This is a genomic window from Sphingomonas sp. AC435 (genome assembly GCF_979253005.1).
Genome location: NZ_CEEDCJ010000001.1, coordinates 257,978 through 275,464 on the forward strand (window position 1 = coordinate 257,978; position 17,487 = coordinate 275,464).

The 17,487-nt window shown below is 68.0% G+C and carries 16 protein-coding genes; 10 read left to right on the plus strand and 6 right to left on the minus strand.

Annotated features, from left to right (window positions below):
- Positions 1-379: 379 nt before the first annotated feature.
- Genes AC0CH8_RS01215 through pdxH form a run of 3 tightly spaced genes read right to left on the minus strand, consistent with a single transcriptional unit; the run spans position 380 to position 2,708 of the window.
- Positions 380-1,177: a PhzF family phenazine biosynthesis protein gene (locus tag AC0CH8_RS01215; protein ID WP_465238335.1), complete on the minus strand. Its 798-nt coding sequence runs from the start codon at positions 1,175-1,177 to the stop codon at positions 380-382.
- 2 nt (positions 1,178-1,179) lie between these two features.
- Positions 1,180-2,133, minus strand: coding sequence for a cation diffusion facilitator family transporter (locus AC0CH8_RS01220; protein ID WP_465238336.1), 954 nt, complete (start codon positions 2,131-2,133; stop codon positions 1,180-1,182).
- Positions 2,130-2,708, minus strand: coding sequence for a pyridoxamine 5'-phosphate oxidase (gene pdxH, locus AC0CH8_RS01225; protein ID WP_465238337.1), 579 nt, complete (start codon positions 2,706-2,708; stop codon positions 2,130-2,132). Before pdxH ends, AC0CH8_RS01220 begins: the two co-directional genes overlap by 4 nt.
- Before the next feature lie 82 nt (positions 2,709-2,790).
- Between pdxH and ku the strand changes: the two genes are divergently transcribed.
- From ku to AC0CH8_RS01250, 5 genes are all read left to right on the plus strand, one after another.
- Complete coding sequence (gene ku / locus AC0CH8_RS01230) at positions 2,791-3,669, plus strand: non-homologous end joining protein Ku (protein WP_204199409.1); 879 nt, start codon at positions 2,791-2,793, stop codon at positions 3,667-3,669.
- Between the two features lie 69 nt (positions 3,670-3,738).
- Positions 3,739-6,174 carry a DNA ligase D gene (gene ligD / locus AC0CH8_RS01235; RefSeq protein WP_465238338.1) on the plus strand — a complete coding sequence of 812 codons (2,436 nt, stop codon included), beginning with the start codon at positions 3,739-3,741 and terminating at the stop codon, positions 6,172-6,174.
- A 166-nt stretch (positions 6,175-6,340) separates the two neighbouring features.
- On the plus strand, positions 6,341-8,788 hold the full coding sequence (locus AC0CH8_RS01240; protein WP_465238339.1) for a circularly permuted type 2 ATP-grasp protein: 2,448 nt from the start codon (positions 6,341-6,343) through the stop codon (positions 8,786-8,788).
- 10 nt (positions 8,789-8,798) lie between these two features.
- On the plus strand, positions 8,799-9,683 hold the full coding sequence (locus AC0CH8_RS01245) for a transglutaminase family protein (RefSeq protein ID WP_465238340.1): 885 nt from the start codon (positions 8,799-8,801) through the stop codon (positions 9,681-9,683).
- Positions 9,680-9,853 carry a hypothetical protein gene (locus AC0CH8_RS01250; protein ID WP_465238341.1) on the plus strand — a complete coding sequence of 58 codons (174 nt, stop codon included), beginning with the start codon at positions 9,680-9,682 and terminating at the stop codon, positions 9,851-9,853. The genes AC0CH8_RS01245 and AC0CH8_RS01250 overlap by 4 nt, the downstream gene beginning before the upstream one ends.
- A 34-nt stretch (positions 9,854-9,887) precedes the next feature.
- Here AC0CH8_RS01250 and AC0CH8_RS01255 read toward each other — a convergent pair whose 3' ends face one another.
- Entirely contained in the window at positions 9,888-10,136 is a 249-nt protein-coding gene (locus tag AC0CH8_RS01255) for a hypothetical protein (RefSeq protein ID WP_465238342.1), read from the minus strand.
- A 112-nt stretch (positions 10,137-10,248) separates the two neighbouring features.
- On the opposite strand from AC0CH8_RS01255, the gene AC0CH8_RS01260 reads away from it, so the two are divergent.
- From AC0CH8_RS01260 to AC0CH8_RS01280, 5 genes are all read left to right on the plus strand, one after another.
- Positions 10,249-11,229: a DnaJ C-terminal domain-containing protein gene (locus AC0CH8_RS01260; RefSeq protein ID WP_465238343.1), complete on the plus strand. Its 981-nt coding sequence runs from the start codon at positions 10,249-10,251 to the stop codon at positions 11,227-11,229.
- A 7-nt stretch (positions 11,230-11,236) separates the two neighbouring features.
- Complete coding sequence (locus AC0CH8_RS01265; protein ID WP_204199402.1) at positions 11,237-12,202, plus strand: YihY/virulence factor BrkB family protein; 966 nt, start codon at positions 11,237-11,239, stop codon at positions 12,200-12,202.
- 27 nt (positions 12,203-12,229) lie between these two features.
- A complete protein-coding gene (gene fabI / locus AC0CH8_RS01270; protein ID WP_465238717.1) occupies positions 12,230-13,033 on the plus strand; it encodes an enoyl-ACP reductase FabI in 804 nt (267 codons plus the stop codon).
- Positions 13,034-13,334: 301 nt separating this feature from the next.
- A complete protein-coding gene (aroC, locus tag AC0CH8_RS01275) occupies positions 13,335-14,417 on the plus strand; it encodes a chorismate synthase (RefSeq protein ID WP_465238344.1) in 1,083 nt (360 codons plus the stop codon).
- 63 nt (positions 14,418-14,480) lie between these two features.
- Positions 14,481-14,972 carry a hypothetical protein gene (locus AC0CH8_RS01280; RefSeq protein ID WP_465238345.1) on the plus strand — a complete coding sequence of 164 codons (492 nt, stop codon included), beginning with the start codon at positions 14,481-14,483 and terminating at the stop codon, positions 14,970-14,972.
- Between the two features lie 58 nt (positions 14,973-15,030).
- Here the strand turns inward: AC0CH8_RS01280 and AC0CH8_RS01285 are convergent, their stop codons facing one another.
- Both AC0CH8_RS01285 and AC0CH8_RS01290 read right to left on the minus strand, forming a co-directional pair.
- Complete coding sequence (locus tag AC0CH8_RS01285) at positions 15,031-16,320, minus strand: adenylosuccinate synthase (RefSeq protein ID WP_465238346.1); 1,290 nt, start codon at positions 16,318-16,320, stop codon at positions 15,031-15,033.
- Between the two features lie 28 nt (positions 16,321-16,348).
- On the minus strand, positions 16,349-17,455 hold the full coding sequence (locus AC0CH8_RS01290) for an ATP phosphoribosyltransferase regulatory subunit (protein WP_465238347.1): 1,107 nt from the start codon (positions 17,453-17,455) through the stop codon (positions 16,349-16,351).
- Positions 17,456-17,487: the final 32 nt, after the last annotated feature.

Here is a 17,487-nt window from a genome sequence, read left to right on the forward strand (position 1 = left end):
CGCCGCCGCGTGAGACTCCAGCTTTCGCTGGGGTGACGAGGACGTTGGAGTGGCGCAGCGGAAACTGCCGCGCTGGAAAGCACATCGGATGGAACATAGGCGGGAGAGAGCGCGGTGGTGCGCTCGATCTCCCGCCGCTGTCGTGTTCGCCGGTGCCGGTCTTGCCGGCGGCTCCGCTCCAGAATTCGTCTTTTTTTGACGGCGTCCGCGACAGCGCAGGCTGCGTAGAGGAGCGACGGGCAAAAAAAAAGGCCGGACAAGCCGGCCTGTGAAGTTTTTAGGAGAGGATGCCTGAAAGGCACGGTCTTTGTGCAGTGCAGCGCGGCTATTCGCAAGTGCAACTTGATCCATCATAGTTGCAAATGTTGCAATCGTATACTCAGGGCAGCAGGAACGTGCCCTCGATCACGGTGACGCACTGACCGCCGAGCACCACGCGGTCGCCATCGATTCGGCAGGTCAGGTGACCGCCGCGCGCACTCGCCTGAAAGGCGGTCATCGTGTCGCGGCCGAGCCGCTTCGCCCAATAGGGGACGGCCAGCGCATGGGCGGAGCCGGTCACGGGGTCCTCGTCGATGCCATAGGCGGGCGTGAACACGCGGCTGACGATGTCGGTGGTCGCGCCCGGCGCGGTGACGACCGCGACCATCGGTTCCAGTGCCGCGAGCGCACGCTGGTCCGGATCGAGATTGCGGACGACGTCCTCGTCCTCGACCACGATCAGCGCATAGCCATGTTCGTGCCACAGGATGTCGGCGGGACCGGTGATCCCCAGCGCCTCGACCAGCCCCGGGATCGCGCGCGGCGACGGCCCCCATGCGGGGAGCGACAGCGTGTAGCCGTCATCCTGCCGCGCGACCTCCAGCATGCCCGCCTTGCGCGTGCGGAAGCGGACCTTTAGCCAAGTCGGGTCCGACGACAGCACGACATGGCCGCTGGCCAGCGTGGCGTGGCCGCACAGCACGACCTCCGCGCCCGGGGTGAACCAGCGCAGCTCGAAATCGGCGTCGTCGTCCTCGGCGGCAACGAGGAAGGCGGTTTCGCTGAGGTTGTTCTCCTGCGCGATCTTCAGGAGCACGTCGTCGGCCAGCCACGCCGACAGCGGCATCACCGCCGCCGGATTGCCCGTGAACGGCGCATCGGCGAACGCGTCGACCTGGGTGAAGGGTATTCGCATCGTCAATATCCCACGCGCTTGCTGAACCAGTGCGGCGTCACGTCCGCCTCCACCAGCGGGTTGTCGGTATCGGTGTGCCCTTCGGGATCGAGGTGGATCAGCACCTCGACCTTGGGAAACGCACGCTTCAGGTTGCGCTCGACCGATTCGACGAGGTCGTGGGCGCGCGCGACGGTGATGGTCGGATCGACCTCCATGTGGAATTGCGCGAAATCGTGGCTGCCGGAGCGGCGCGTGCGGAAATCGTGGATGCCGCGTAGCCCCGGCTGGCGCGCGGCGATGTCGAGGAACGCGAATCGCTGATCCTCCGGCCATTCCTTGTCCATCAGTTGATCGATCGCGTTCGACGACGCCTGAAACGCGCCCCAGGCGAGCCAAGCGGCGATGGCGATACCGAACAGCGCGTCGGCACCGTGCCAGCCCATATATTGATCGAGCACCAGCGCGGCGATCACCGACCCGTTGAGCAGCACGTCCGATTGATAGTGGACATTGTCCGCCATGATTGCGACGGAGCCGGTCTGGCGAATAATCCGTCGCTGATACCAGAGCAGCAGCACGGTCGCGCCGATCGCGACGATTGACACGCCGATCCCGAACTCCGCATCCTGCGTCGGTGCGGTCTCGCCCAGGGCCATGATCGCTCGCCAGCCGATACCGGCGGCGGACGCGGTGATGAGGCCGACCTGGAACAACGCCGCCAGCGCCTCCGCCTTGCCGTGACCGAAGCGATGGTCGTGATCGGCGGGCGTCGCCGCCAGCCGCACGCCGTACAGCGTCACGAGGCTGGCGAGCAGGTCGAGCCCGGTATCCGCCAGCGAGCCCAGCATCGCGACCGAGCCGGTGTGCCATGCGGCGAAGCCCTTGAGCGCCAGCAGGAACAGCGCCATCGCGACGCTGGCGAGCGCCGCGCGCGTGGCGAGCGGGAGCGCGAGACGACGTTCTTCGCGGGTCATGGGTAGAGCAGCCCCTCCGTCCAGCCGCCGTCCTCGCGCACGAACAGGCGGCGTTCGTGCAGCCGGTGCGCGCGGTCCTGCCAGAATTCGATCTGTTTCGGCGCGACGACATAACCACCCCAAAAGGGCGGGCGCGGAATATCCTGCCCCTCGAACCGGGCCTTCATCTCGTCGACACGACGCTCGAACGTCTCGCGCGTGTCGAGCGGACGCGATTGTTCGGAAGCCCACGCGCCAAGCTGCGAGTCGCGACCGCGGCTGGCATAATAGGCGTCCGACTGCGCCTCGGTGGCGAGCGACACGGGCCCCTCGATCCGCACCTGCCGGCGCAGCGACTTCCAGTGGAACAGCAGAGCGGCGTGGGGATTGGCGGCGAGGTCGCCGGCCTTTCGCCCGTCGCGGTTGGTGTAGAACACGAAGCCGTCCGGGCCATGCCCCTTCAAGAGGACCATGCGGACGGAAGGGTGCCCCTGCCCGTCCGCGGTGGCGAGCGCCATCGCGTTGGGATCATTGGGTTCGGACGCCTGCGCCTCCGCGAACCACGTATCGAACAGGGCGAAAGGGTCGTCGGTCATGCCCCGCCCTTACCGCAATCGCGCGGCGAACGGAACGAGTCCGCGAGCGCCGCATTCATTCAGGATAATCGGGGATCAGAACATGGCGGCACGCGCATATTGGCAGGGGCAGATCCGGTTGGCGCTGGTGTCCATTCCGGTCGAAATCTATTCCGCCACCAAGAGCGGCGCGGCGGTGTCTTTCCGCCAGATCCACGAACCTTCGGGCAAACCGATCTCGTACGAGAAGGTCGTGACGGGCATGGGCCCGGTCGACGTCGACGAGATCGTCAAGGGGTACGAGGTGTCGAAGGGCGAATACGTGCTGCTGGAGCAGGACGAGATCGACGCCGTGAAGCTGGAATCGAAGAAGACGCTGGAGCTGACGCAGTTCGTCGACGCGTCCGAGATCGACGTGCTCTATTATGAAAAGCCCTATTTCGTGGTTCCCGCCGACGATCTGGCGGAGGAAGCGTTCATCGTCCTGCGCGAGGCGTTGCGGCGGACGAAGAAGGTAGGACTGGGCCAGCTGGCGATGCGCGGCCGAGAATATGTCGTCAGCCTGAAACCGTGCGGGCGCGGCATGGTGCTGGAAACGCTGCGCTACGCCGACGAGGTTCACAAGGCTCAAGGGTATTTCCGCGAAATCCCGGACGACAAGCCCGATGCCGAACTGCTCGACCTGGCGGAGGCGCTGATCGACCGGAAGACATCCGCATTCGATCCGCAGGAGTTTCATGACCGTTACGTCGATGCCCTGAAAGGATTGATCGAACGCAAGCGCAAGGCGCACGGGAAGAAGATCATCGAGGAGAAGGACACGGGCGAGGCCAAGGGATCGAACGTGGTCGACCTGATGGCGGCGCTGCGCAAATCGATGGGCGACAAGGCGACGCCGGCGAAGAAGGAGCCGGCCGCAGAGAAGGCGGCTGCGGCGAAGAAGACGCCGGCGCGGAAGCCTGCGGCGAAGAAGCGTGCTTGAAGGCTGCGCTGCTCCCCTCCCTCGTAGGGGGAGAAGATGGTGCACCCTTCCTGACGGGGAGCGGAGCCAATGACCGACGCGCTCGAACGGTACAACGCCAAGCGCGACTTCTCGAAGACGGCGGAGCCGGCGGGGACGCTCGCGCCCGGCAACGGCAACAGCTTCATGGTTCAGAAGCATGACGCGACGCGGCTGCACTGGGATTTCCGGCTGGAGATCGACGGCGTCCTGAAGAGCTGGGCCGTCACGCGGGGGCCGAGCCTCGATCCGGACGAAAAGCGGCTGGCGGTGCGGACCGAGGATCATCCGCTGAGCTATGCGACGTTCGAGGGGACGATCCCCAAGGGCGAATATGGCGGCGGCACGGTGATGCTGTGGGACCGCGGAACGTGGTCGCCGATCGCCGGCAAGTCCGCGAAGGACCTCGACAAGGGCCACCTGCATTTCGTGCTCGAAGGCGAGCGGATGCGGGGCGAGTGGCTGCTGATCCGCCTGAAACCGCGGGGCAAGGAGCGCGGCGAGAACTGGCTGTTGCGCAAGGTGGAGGACGGGTTCGCCGGCGGCACCGACACGCTGGTCGAGGAAGCGCTGACCAGCGTCGCCACCGGCCGGACGATGAGCGAGATCGCCGAGGGGAAGACAGCGGCGAAAATTGCGCCGAAGACGCGCAAGACTACACCGAAAAAGGCGGCGACCAGCAAGCGTGCGCCAGTATTCCGCGCGCCGCAATTGTGCACGCTGGTGGATGCGGTGCCGGCCGGGTCGGAGTGGCTGCACGAGATCAAATATGACGGGTATCGCACGCTGGTCGCCGGCGACGGCAAGGCGGCGAAGGTCTTCACCCGCAGCGGGCTCGACTGGAGCGACAAGTTCGGCGGCATCGCCGATGCGGTGGCGGCGCTGCCGGGCACGGCGCTGATCGACGGCGAGATCGTCGCGTTCCGCGACGGCAAGCCCGACTTCGCCGCGCTGAAGGATGCGATCGCGGCGGCGGACGGGGGCATGACGCTGGTCGCGTTCGACCTGATCGAACAGGACGGCGAGGACCTGTCCGACCTGCCGCTGACGGAGCGCAAGGAGCGGCTGCGCGCGCTGATCGGCGAGGGGTCGGAGACGCTGCGCTATTCCGAGCACGTCGTCGGATCGGGCGAGGCGCTGTTCGAACAGATGTGTCGCGAAGGGCTGGAGGGTGTCGTGTCGAAGCGCGCCGATTCGCCCTATCGATCGGGCCGAACCAAGGCGTGGCTCAAGGCCAAGTGCATCCAGCGGCAGGAGTTCGTGATCGTCGGCTGGCAACCCTCGCCGAAAGGGCGCGGCTTCGCGTCGCTGCTGCTGGCGGTGCATGAGGGGGACGGCTTTGCCTATCGCGGCAAGGTCGGCACCGGCTTCAACGCCGCGACGATGGACGAACTGGTCGCGAAGCTGGCGCCGCTGGAGCGCAAGACGGCGCCCGTCAGCGCGCCACGGGCGCTGGTGCGCGGCGCGAAATGGGTGACGCCGAAACTGGTCGCGGAGATCGCCTATGCGGAGGTGACGCCGGACGGAATGCTGCGCCACGCCAGCTTCATCGGCCTGCGCGAGGACAAGGGCGCGAACGAGGTGGTGGCGGAGATTCCCGCCCCTGCGCCCGATGCGAAGACCGCGACCAGCGTGAAGATCAGCAATCGCGACCGGGTGATCTTCCCGGAATCGAACGTCACCAAGGGGCAGTTGGCGGACTATTACGCGGCGATCGCACCGATCATGCTCCCATGGGCCGGCAAGCGCCCGGTCAGTCTGGTCCGCTGTCCGCAGGGTCGCGCGCGCGCCTGCTTCTTCCAGAAACACGACGCGGGCAGCTTCGGCGATACCGTGCATCAAGTGCCGATCCGCGAGAAGGACGGATCGACCGAAAACTACCTGTACGTCGATACCGCCGACGGGTTGGTCGCATGCGTGCAGATGGGTGCGATCGAGTTCCACGGCTGGGGATCGTCGGTCGCGAGCGTAGAACAACCCGACCGCATGGTCTTCGACCTCGACCCGGACGAGGGGCTGGACTTCGCCGACACGAAAAAGGCGGCGGAGCATCTGAAGGAGCAACTGGCGGAACTGGGGCTGGTCAGCTTTCCGCTGCTGTCGGGGGGCAAGGGCGTCCACGTCGTCGTGCCGCTGACGCCGAACGCCGAGTGGCCGGCGGTGAAGGATTTCGCCAGCCGCTTCGCACAGGCGCTGGCGCAGGCGGAGCCGGATCGGTTCGTCGCGACAATGGCGAAGGCGAAGCGGAAGGGCCGCATCTTCATCGACTGGCTGCGCAACCAGCGTGGGGCGACCGCGATCATGCCCTATTCGGCGCGCGCGCGGGAGGGTGCTCCGGTGGCGGTGCCGGTGTCATGGACCGAATTGCGCGACATCGACACGGCGGCGCGGTGGAGCGTGACCGACCTCGACGCGCTGGCAAAGCGCGCCGGTGGGCGTGGGTTGGAGGGCTGGGGCATGGCGGATCAGGTGTTGCCGGATTTTTGAGCGTCCCTTTGCTGCTCCCCTCCCCAAGGGCAGGGGAGCCAGGAAGAGGAAGGTTGCGACACTCCGGCCTCCTCGTTCACAGACCGAAACGGCTTGCCGCCGCCGTCTGCGTGTGGGACCACGCGCGCCTGCATTTCCGCCCAGCAAAGGACGCGACGCGACGGTCATGGCGACGCAGTCGACCTCTCTCTTCGACGCCGGCGTGAATGCGCGGCGGTGGATCGACGACTATGTCGCACGGGCGCCGGCGCATGACGTGCTCGCGACGGGATCGACCGAGCCGTGGGCGACGATGCTGGAGGAGCTGGCAGCGGTCGCGAGCGACGATCTGGGCCATGCGCGCGAGCGCGTGCAGCGGCACGCGGCGGACATCGGCACCGGTTTCCGGATCATCGGCGAGGCGGACGAGCGGCCGTGGCCGGTGTCGCCCGTCCCCCTGCTGATCGAGGCATCGGAATGGGCCGGGATCGAAGCAGGCGTGGCGCAGCGCGCGGAGCTGATCGAGCGCGTCGTCGCCGACCTGTATGGCGAGGGCCGGCTGGTCGCCGAGGGTGTGCTGCCCGCGTCGCTGGTGACCGGCAGCCGCCTGTTCCTGCGGCCGATGGTCGGGCTGGAGCCGCCGGGCGGCAAGCATCTGCAATTCGTGGCGTTCGATCTGGCGCGCGGGCCGACCGGCGAGTGGCGGGTGCTGGCCGATCACCTGCGCGCGCCGGCGGGTGCGGGCTATGCGCTGGAGAATCGGCTGGCGGTCGGGCGGACGCTGGGCGGACTGGCGGCGCGACTGAACGTGCAGCGGCACGCGCCGTTCTTCGCGGCCTTCCGCAGCGGGCTGGCGGCGCTGTGCCGACGCGACGATCCGCGCATCGGCCTGCTGACGCCGGGGCGGTTCAACCCGAGCTATCCGGAGCAGGCACACCTCGCCCGCTATCTGGGACTGTTGCTGGTCGAGGGGGCCGACCTCGCCGCGCTGGAGGGCAAGGTCTATGTCCGCACGATCGGCGGGCTGAAGCGGATCGATGCGCTGTGGCGCAGACTCGACCCGCGCATGCTCGATCCGCTGGCGTTCGACACCCATTCGCAGATCGGCGTACCCGGCCTGATCGATGCCTATGCGGAGGGCAATGTCGTGCTCGCCAACGCGCCGGGCGCGGCGGTGATGGAGGCGCCCGCCTTCCACGCGTTCATGCCGGCACTGGCGCGCGCGGTGCTGGGCGAGCCGCTGAAGCTGCCGACGATCGCGACATGGTGGTGCGGTGGTCCCGACGAGTGCGCGCATGTCGCCGCCAATCTCGATCGGCTGACGATCGCGCCGGCCTTCGGGCATCTCCCTCTTGGGCTGGCCGACGACGCCTCGCGCGCCGACCTGATCGCCGACATGGCCCGTCGCCCGCAGGATTATGTCGGGCAGGAGGAGGTGCGGCTGTCGACGATGCCCGTCGTGGTCGGCGACCGGCTGGAGGCGCGGCCGTTCATGCTGCGCGTGTTCGCGGCGCGCGACGGCGATGGTCACTGGGCCGTCATGCCGGGCGGATTCGGCCGGATCGGCGAACATCCGCAGGCGACCGTGGCGGCGATCGGCGAGGGGCTGTGGTCGGCCGACGTGTGCATCTACGGCGCGGAGCCGGTCGCGCCGGTGTCGCTGCTGACGGCCACCGATTCGCTGCACGTCCGGCGCAATCCGGGCACGCTGCCGAGCCGGGTGGCGGACAATTTCTACTGGCTGGGCCGCTATCTGGAGCGGGGCGAGGCGTTGCTGGGCGCGATCCGCGTGCTGCTGGGCAATTCCATCGACGCGGACGGCGGCGGCGCGGTGCTGCCAACGGCGACGCTGGCGCGGCTGGTCGGCATGCTGGCCGGATCGAACGCGGCCCCCGCTCCCGCCTCGCTCAACCGCCCCGCACTGATCCAGTTCGCGCGGACCGCGATGGAAGACCCGGACTGGCATTCGGTGGCGGCGATCAACCGCAACGCGCGCGCGATCGGCGAGGGATCGCGCGACCGCCTGTCGGCGGACATGGTGCGCCTGCTGGAGGCCCCCTTCCCCACGCAGCGCGGGATGCTGGAGCGGGCGGGATCGCTGCAACGGCGTTACGCGGCGATCGTCGGCCTGTCGGCGGAGCATATGGTGCGGACCTCGGCGTGGCGGTTCCACGATCTCGGGCGACGGATCGAGCGCGCGGCGGCGATCGCGCGGGCGGTGCGGCTATTCGGCATGCCGGGCGCGACGGTGGACGATCTGTCGACGTTGCTGGACCTCGCGGACAGCCAGATCAGCTATCGCCAACGCTATCCGACCGGGCTGGCGCGCGTGGCCGTGGTCGATCTCGTCGCGCTCGATCCGAACAATCCGCGCAGCCTTGGTTTCCAGACGGAGCGGATCGCCAATCACCTCGCCGCGCTGCCGGTGCTGGGGGACGACGAGATGGCGGAGGCGCAGCAGGCGCAGGCGATCCGGCTGAAGGCGATCGTCGCGACGGCGGATGCGACGACGCTAGACGTGGATACTTTGGGCGATGTCGAGAGCCGGCTGGTGGCGTTGTCGGACGCGGTCGCGCGCCGATATTTCCTGCAAGGTGCGGAGCCGCTGCGTGCGGTCGGGCTGACGCTCGCATGAAGGTGGCGGCGTGATCTACGACATCCGGCACGTCACGACGTTCGACTATGGCAATCAGGTCAAGTTCGCGCGCTGCAATCTGCGATTGAAGCCGATCGACTGGCCGGGGCAGACGCTGGACGATTACCGGCTGACGGTATCGCCGGTCGGGCGGACGAGCCCGGCGCGGGCGGAGGCCGGTCTCGCCAATGTCACGCGGCTGGTGGTGGACAGCCCCGTCCGCACGCTGACGATCGAGAGCGTCGCGCGGGTGACGGTGGATCGGTTGGTCCCGATCCCGGCCGTCGACGATCCGACGCTGGGCGAGATCGCGCAACTGGCGCGGACCAGCCGCGACCTGTCGGCGGCGGGACCGGCGGCGTATATCTATCCCTCGCCGCTGATCCCGCTGGACCCGGAGATCGGCGCGTGGTGCGCGGCCGACCTCGATCCGGCGCGGGGATCGCTGGACGCGGGCATGGCGCTGGCACGGCGCATCCAGCGCGATTTCGCGTTCGATGCGGATGCGACGTTCGTCGACACAGCCCCGATCGATGCGTTCCGGCAACGGCGCGGTGTGTGTCAGGATTTCGCCCAGATCATGATCGCGGGGCTGCGCGCCGCCGGTCTGCCGGCGGCCTATGCGTCGGGCTATATCCGTACCATCCCACCCCCCGGACAGGCGCGCCTGGTGGGTGCCGACGCGACGCATGCGTGGGTGCTGCTGTGGTGCGGGCCGGTTCGCGGCTGGGTGGGGATGGACCCGACCAACGGCATCTGGATGGCGGCGGACCATATCGTCACCGCGGTCGGGCGCGACTATGCGGAGATCGCGCCGGTCGACGGGGTCGTGCTGGGATCGGGCGCGCAGGATATGGACGTCAGCGTCGACGTCGCGCCGCTGGAAGGTTCGTGAAGCGGGTCGCGCTGGTGGCGCTCATCGTCGCAGTGGTGTTCGGGGCGAGTTACTGGCTGTTCGCGACGATCACCGGGCGCAACCTGCCCGACTGGGCGCTGGTGCTGCCGTTGATGGTGATCGGGACGGATATCGGGTGGTCGGTTGCGCGGCGAGCGATGCGGCGCTGACCGGGTCAGGCCGGGACGAGCCCGGCCTGACTACTCATTTCGTCACGGCGTTGGGATCGCCGGCGTCGGGATCGTCCTTGTCCGCGGGGCCGGAATAGGCGTTGTCGGTCTGGCCGCCGTGACCAAAGAAGCCGCCGCCTTCGGGTTTCTTGCCGGTCTGCGGGTTGGGATAGGCGCCGCCGTTGCTCTCGCCGCCGGCATCCTTCGCGGGGGCATCGGACACGCCGTCGGGCGCGCCCTTGCGGCCGTCGCCGCCATTCGCCTGCATCGGTTGATCGGACATGGGATCGTCTCCTTCGCCCGGCATAACGCGCCGCACGGCTCGCGCGTTGCGCTCTTGCGGCGAAGCGCCCACATAGGCGGATAATACACCGACCCGGATTACAGGGAATTCGATGGCCGATCCGTACCAGATTCTCGGCGTGGCACGCACTGCGACCGAGGCCGATATCAAGAAAGCCTACCGCAAGCTCGCCAAGGAGCTGCACCCAGACCGTAACAAGGACAATCCCAAGGCGTCCGAACGCTTCAGCCAGGTGACGAACGCGTACGACCTGCTGAACGACAAGGACAAGCGGGCGCGCTTCGATCGCGGGGAGATCGACGGCGACGGCAACCCCGCCGCGCCGTTCGGCTTCGGCGGCGGTGGTGGTGGTCGCGCCCCGCATCCCGGCGCGGGCGGCGGCGGGTTCCGCAGCCAGGGATTCGAGTTCGGCGGCGGTGGTGCCGACGCGCCCGACATGAGCGATATTTTCGAGGGGCTGTTCGGCGGCGGATCGCGCGGCGGCTTCGGCGGCGGCGCGGCACCGGGCGGCGGCGGATTTGCGAGCGGCTTCGGCCGGCGCGGCGCGACCAAGGGCGCGGACGTGCAGTATAAGCTGCAGGTGCCGTTCACCGACGCTGCGACCCTCGCGCCGCAGCGCGTGACGCTGGGCGACGGCAAGGCGATCGACCTGAAGCTGCCGGCAGGTGTCGAGACGGGCACGCAGATGCGGCTGAGCGGCAAGGGCCAGCCTGGGCCAGCGGGTGCGGGCGACGCGCTGGTGACGATCGAGGTTCAGCCGCACCGCTTCTTCGTGCGCGACGGCGACGATGTCCGCGTCGACCTGCCGATCTCGCTGGCGGAGGCGGTGCTGGGCGGACAGATCAAGGCACCCACCGTGGAACGCCCCGTCATGCTGACGATTCCTGCCGGCACCTCGTCCGGCAAGGTACTCCGGCTCAAGGGCAAGGGATTCCATAAGAAAGGCGGCGGCCGCGGCGATCAGCTCGTCACGCTGATGGTCGACGTGCCCGACGATGCGGCGCTGAAGACCTTCGTTGAGGGCTGGTCCGGGCGCGATGCGGGGAACCCGCGGGCGGCGATGGGCGTCTGAAGCCCTTGTGGATGATATCGGCGAACTGACCCCGGAAGCACGGGCTCACCAACACGGCCGCGCCCGCGCCCGTTTCGACAAGCAACTGGCGAAGGTCCGCCCCGGCAGCTACGCGTTCGAGGTGTTCAAGCGCGCGGCGATCGGCGTGTTCAACGACGGTTTCACGCACGCGGGCAACCTTGCTTATCTGGCGCTGATGACGCTGTTCCCGTTCTTCATCGTCGCCGCCGCGATCCTGTCGCTGCTGGGACAGAGCGAAGAGACGGTGCGGACGGTCGAGGGATTCCTCCACGTCCTGCCGCCCGATGTGTCCACGATTCTGCAAAAGCCGATCGCCGACGTGCTGGCGTCGCGCACCGGCAACCTGCTGTGGCTGGGCGGCCTTGTCGGGCTGTGGACGGTAGGCGGCTTCGTCGAGACGATCCGCGACATCTTCCACCGCGCTTACGGGATCAAGGCGACCGCGCCGTTTTGGAAATCGCGGTTGTCGTCGTCGGGTGTCATCATCCTGTCGGTGATCGTCGCGCTGTTCGCGTTCCTGGCGCAGGGTATCCTGACCGCGGCGGAGCAGTTCGTGTACCGGTTGCTGCCGTTCGCGCAGGATTGGGTGGGGGTGATCGGCCTGTCCCGCTTCATTCCCGGCCTCATCATGTTCGGCGCGCTGTACATGCTGTTCTATTCGGTCACGCCGTCGAAGTACCGCTACACCAACTGCCGTAAATGGCCGGGCGCTGCCTTCACGACGGTCTGGTGGGTCAGCATGACCGCGCTGTTGCCGGTCGTGCTCGCGCAACTGGGCGGGTACGACATGACGTATGGTAGTCTGGCGGGCGTCGTGGTGATGCTGCTGTTCTTCTATTTGATCGGCCTTGGGCTTGTGTTCGGGGCGCATCTGAACGCGGCACTGGCGGAACCGCCCGAATCTTCGCTACAGAAGGGCGAGGCGGCGCCGGCGGGAGCGGCGATAGCGTAAAGGCTTGATGTGACAAAAGGGATCGGCGTGAACGGATTGATGGCTGGCAAGCGTGGGCTCGTCATGGGCCTCGCCAACGACAAATCGCTCGCGTGGGGGATCTCGCAAAAGCTGGCCGAGGCGGGGGCGGAACTGGCGTTCTCCTATCAGGGCGAGGCGCTGGAGAAGCGGGTGCGTCCGCTGGCCGAGCAGCTTGGCACCGCGCGGCTGATCGAGTGCGACGTGTCCGATATGGGCGCGCTGGATGCGGCATTCGCCGACTTGGCGAAGGACTGGCCGACGATCGATTTCGTCGTACACGCGATCGGTTTCTCGGACAAGAACGAGCTGCGCGGGCTCTATGTCGACACCAGCCTCGACAATTTCCTGATGACGATGAACATCAGCGTCTATTCGTTCGTGGCGGTGGCGCAGCGGGCGGCGAAGATGATGCCGGACGGCGGCGCGCTGCTTACGCTCAGCTATTACGGCGCGGAAAAGGTGATCCCGCACTACAACGTCATGGGCGTGGCGAAGGCCGCGCTGGAGACGAGCGTGCAGTATCTGTCGGTCGATCTGGGCCGCGACAACATCCGCGTGAACGCGATCAGCGCCGGCCCGATCAAGACGCTGGCGGCGAGCGGCATCGGCGATTTCCGCCTCATCATGAAGTGGAACGAGCTGAACTCGCCGCTGAAGCGCAATGTCACGATCGAGGATGTCGGCGGCGCGGGCCTGTACCTGCTCTCCGACCTGGCGAGCGGCGTGACGGGCGAGGTGCATCACGTCGACGCCGGCTACAACGTCATCGGCATGAAGGCGGAGGACGCACCCGACATCGCGCTGGCCTGAGCGCGGGTGCCGGTCGGTTTTCTCGCCCGGCAACCGCTTCCACGTCTATTCCAGTGGGGTCGAACCGCGGGCACCGACCCACGTCGCTTACCCGGACGTGGCGATCGCCGATAATCGTGGACTGGACGCCCGCACCTTGCGATGGATTGTCGAACAGGTGAGCCTTTGCCGGCCAGAGATCGTGGATGCATGGAATGACCCCCTTGAAACGCGCGGTCGGCGTCGAACTAGACGAAGACATCTTTGTGCAAGCCCTACTCGCCGGTTGTGGTGACATGAGGCGGACGGCTCGTAGCGCGGCATGAGCGTCAACAGCTTCGGCCGCCTGCTGCGGTTCACGACATGGGGTGAGAGTCACGGGCCGGCGATCGGGGCGGTCGTGGACGGGTGCCCGCCGGGCATCGCGCTCAGCGAGGCGGATATCCAGCCGTGGCTGGATCGCAGGCGGCCGGGCACCTCGCGCTTCACGACGCAGCGGCGGGAGCCCGATCTGGTCCGCATCCTGTCTGGCGTGTTCGACGGGCGGACGACCGGCACGCCGATCAGCCTGATGATCGAGAATGTCGACCAGCGCTCGAAGGATTATTCGGAGGTCGCGAAGGCGTATCGGCCGGGACATGCCGATTATGCCTATGACGCCAAATACGGCTTCCGCGATTATCGCGGCGGCGGGCGATCGTCGGCGCGCGAAACGGCGAGCCGGGTCGCGGCAGGGGCGGTGGCGCGGGCGGTGATCCCCGGCGTCCGCATTCGCGCCTGGGTCGAGGCGATTGGCGGCGACCCGATCGATTTCGCGGCGTTCGACGACAGCGCGATCGACGAAAACCCCTTCTTCTGCCCGGATCGCACCGCTGCGGCGCGTTGGGAGCAACTGGTCGACCGCGCGCGCAAGGCGGGATCGTCGCTGGGCGCGGTCGTGGCGTGCGAGGCGACCGGTGTTCCGGCCGGCTGGGGCGCGCCGCTCTATGCCAAGCTGGACAGTGAACTGGCGGCGGCGTGCATGGGCATCAACGCGGTCAAGGGCGTGGAAATCGGCGACGGGTTCGCCGCCGCGGCGCTGTCGGGCGAGCAGAACGCCGATCCGATGCGACCGGGGGAGAACGGACCGGCGTTCCTGGCCAATCACGCTGGCGGGATCGCCGGCGGGATCGCGACCGGCCAGCCGATCCGGCTGCGCGTTGCGTTCAAACCCACCAGTTCGATCCTGACGCCAGTGCCGACGATCAACGCGCTGGGCGAAGCTGCCGAGATCGCCACGAAAGGTCGACATGATCCATGTGTGGGTATTCGCGGAGTCCCGGTGGTGGAGTCGATGGTCGCCCTCGTGCTCGCCGACCAAGCGTTGCTTCATCGCGGTCAAACTGGCGCAACGTTAACCTACTAAACAATTGAAATGGAACGCACTCCTATCGGGCTTCGTTTGACGGGTACTTTTAGGAGAATGACGATGCGTATGATCCTTCCTTTGGCGGCTGCCGCTCTCGCCCTCCCCGCGCTCGCCGCCGCGCAGACGACCGGTGGCACTGCGGGCGGTACCGCAGGCAGCACGATGGGCGGCACGTCGGGCACGATGGGCGGTACGACCGGCTCCACGATGGGTGGCACAACCGGTAGCACGATGGGCCAGACCGGTGGCCAGACCGGCACCACGACGACCACGCCCGACACGCAGTCGACAACGACGCGTTCGACCACCACGCGGTCGCCGAACCGTGCACGTCGCGGTTCAGCGACGGGTGGTACGACCGGCGGTGCGACGACCGTCGATCCGACGACCAGCGCGCCGGGCACTTACGGCGGCGCGGGCACGACTGGGGTCGACAGCACGACGGCACCGGGTTCGACCGGCACGACGATTGGCGGTACCACCGGCTCCACGATGGGCGGAACCACCGGTACGACGACCGGCGGCACCATGGGCACCACCCCGCCGCAATAAGCGTCTTCAACGATGCCGACGAAGGGCCGGGCGAGCGATCGCCCGGCCCTTTCGTTTGTCAGTCGGCGAAGGGGTCGCGGACGAGGATGGTGTCCGCACGCTCCGGGCTGGTCGAGACAAGCGCGACCGGGCAGCGGATCAGTTCCTCGACGCGGCGGATGTATTTGATCGCCTGCGCCGGCAGGTCCGCCCAACTGCGCGCACCCGCGGTCGACTCCTGCCATCCCTCCATCGTCTCGTAGACCGGCTCGACCGCGGCCTGATCGGCGGCATGAGCGGGGAAATAGTCCAGCGTCTCACCGCGCAGGCGATAGCCGGTGCAGATCTTCACCTCGTCGAACCCGTCGAGCACGTCGATCTTGGTCAGGGCGATGCCGGTGATGCCGCCGACCGCCGCCGACTGGCGCACGAGCACCGCGTCGAACCAGCCGCAGCGCCGCTTGCGCCCGGTGACGGTGCCGAACTCGTGGCCTCGAATACCGAGCTGCTCGCCGGTGGGATCGTCGAGTTCGGTCGGAAACGGGCCGGATCCGACGCGCGTCGTGTAGGCCTTGGCGATTCCCAACACGAAGCCGACCGCCGCCGGACCGAGTCCGGAGCCACCCGCTGCGGTGCCGGCGATGGTGTTGGACGATGTGACAAACGGATAGGTGCCGTGGTCGACATCGAGCAGCACGCCCTGAGCACCTTCGAACAGGATGCGCTTGCCGGCGGCGCGGGCGATGTTCAGGTCGCGCCAGACCGGCTTGGCGAACGACAGGACGAAATCCGCGATCTCGCGCAGGTCGCCGACCAGCCGCTCGCGGTCGATCGGATCGACGCCGAAGCCGGCCCGCAGCGCGTCATGATGCGCACAGAGGCGGTCCAACTGCGCATCCAGCTTGTCGAGATGGGCCAGATCACAGACCCGAATCGCGCGGCGACCGACCTTGTCCTCGTAAGCCGGGCCGATGCCGCGGCGGGTGGTGCCGATCTTGCCCGCGCCGCTCGCATCTTCGCGCAGGCCGTCGAGGTCGCGGTGGAAGGGCAGGATCAGCGCGCAATTGTCGGCGATGCGCAGCGTATCCGGCGTCGCGACGACGCCCTGCTCGCCCAGCCGCTCGATCTCCGCCTTCAGCGCCCATGGGTCGAGGACGACGCCGTTGCCGATGACCGACGGCGTACCGCGCACGATGCCGGACGGTAGCAGCGACAGCTTGTACACTGCGTCGCCCACCACCAGCGTGTGGCCGGCATTGTGCCCGCCCTGAAACCGAACGACCATGTCGGCCCGCTCGGCGAGCCAGTCCACGATCTTGCCCTTGCCCTCGTCGCCCCACTGCGCGCCGATGACCGCTACGTTCGCCAATGCGTTTCTCCCCGGATGCGCGTGCCCTCTACAGGGCCTGCGCCTGTCCTGCCACCCAGCAATGCGTGGCGAGTTGTGCCTGCGGCGTATCCGCCGGATCGAGCGCGGCGACCGTGACCCATCCCTGGGCGCGGAGCGATGTACCCTCCGCATCGGGCGTGCCATGCGGCAGGAACAGGCGGCGGCGCTCCACGGTGGCATCGCCCGCCAGCAGTGCGTCGGCGTAAAGGGTGAAGCCTGTAGCGGGTTCCTCGTTGCCGTTCGGGTGGACCACGACATAGGTACCGCCCCGGCCGAGTTCGCGCGCGGCGCCGGCGGCGAATAGCGAAAAGCCGAGCCACGACTGGTATTCGAAGCCGTGCCGCTCCGTCGGATCGAGCGTCATCGCAACGCGGTCGCCAAGCGAGTCGGCGATCTGCCGCAGCCCCTCGAGCCGGCTGGCGAGCACGCCTGTCGTATCGAACGTTCGCAGCCGCTCCAGCGCAGGGGCAAAGGCGCCCGCCGCTTCGATCAGCGGCAGATAGGCCGGCGCGATCGCGGCGACGCCGCCGGCGTCCTTGGCGTCGAGCCGGTCGCGCAACGCGTCGATCTGCCCGGCCGGCACGGGCAGCGCCCCCGCGGCGAGCGTATCCACCAGATCGGGGAGTGTGAAATCGACCGACGGGTCGGAGATGCCCGCGGCGGCGAGCGCATCGGCGGCGACTGCGACGACTTCGCGCGCGGCGGCGATCGAATCGAGGCCGATGAGTTCGACGCCGAGCTGGCGGCGTTCACGCGCCGGGGCGAGCTGCGTCGCGCGTAGTTTCAGAACGGAGCCGGCATACGACAGGCGGACGGGGCGTGGGTGGTGGCCCATGCGGGTCGCGGCGATACGGGCGACCTGTGCGGTCAGGTCGGGGCGGATCGCGAGCGTCGCCTGCCCGACCGGATCGACGAAGCGAACGGCGTTGGCGAGGCCACCGGCCTTCAATCGCGCGGCGAGTTCCTCCGCATATTCCGCAAGCGGCGGGTCGACGCGCTCGTAACCGTAGAGCCGTGCCGCCTCCAACAATCGCGCCTCCACGGCGGCGGCGACATCGGCGAAGGGTGGAAGGCGGTCGTGAAACCCCTCCGGAAGCAGGCCGGGCTTGGTCATGCGCGCCGGATAGCGGGGTGCGCGGTGGAGCG

Excerpts from the sequence above, each read along its gene's own strand:
- AC0CH8_RS01215 (WP_465238335.1), bottom strand. The coding sequence starts at position 1,177 with ATGCGAATACCCTTCACCCAGGTCGACGCGTTCGCCGATGCGCCGTTC.
- AC0CH8_RS01220 (WP_465238336.1), bottom strand. The coding sequence starts at position 2,133 with ATGACCCGCGAAGAACGTCGTCTCGCGCTCCCGCTCGCCACGCGCGCG.
- pdxH (WP_465238337.1), bottom strand. The coding sequence starts at position 2,708 with ATGACCGACGACCCTTTCGCCCTGTTCGATACGTGGTTCGCGGAGGCG.
- ku (WP_204199409.1), top strand. The coding sequence starts at position 2,791 with ATGGCGGCACGCGCATATTGGCAGGGGCAGATCCGGTTGGCGCTGGTG.
- ligD (WP_465238338.1), top strand. The coding sequence starts at position 3,739 with ATGACCGACGCGCTCGAACGGTACAACGCCAAGCGCGACTTCTCGAAG.
- AC0CH8_RS01240 (WP_465238339.1), top strand. The coding sequence starts at position 6,341 with ATGGCGACGCAGTCGACCTCTCTCTTCGACGCCGGCGTGAATGCGCGG.
- AC0CH8_RS01255 (WP_465238342.1), bottom strand. The coding sequence starts at position 10,136 with ATGTCCGATCAACCGATGCAGGCGAATGGCGGCGACGGCCGCAAGGGC.
- AC0CH8_RS01260 (WP_465238343.1), top strand. The coding sequence starts at position 10,249 with ATGGCCGATCCGTACCAGATTCTCGGCGTGGCACGCACTGCGACCGAG.
- aroC (WP_465238344.1), top strand. The coding sequence starts at position 13,335 with ATGAGCGTCAACAGCTTCGGCCGCCTGCTGCGGTTCACGACATGGGGT.
- AC0CH8_RS01280 (WP_465238345.1), top strand. The coding sequence starts at position 14,481 with ATGCGTATGATCCTTCCTTTGGCGGCTGCCGCTCTCGCCCTCCCCGCG.
- AC0CH8_RS01290 (WP_465238347.1), bottom strand. The coding sequence starts at position 17,455 with ATGACCAAGCCCGGCCTGCTTCCGGAGGGGTTTCACGACCGCCTTCCA.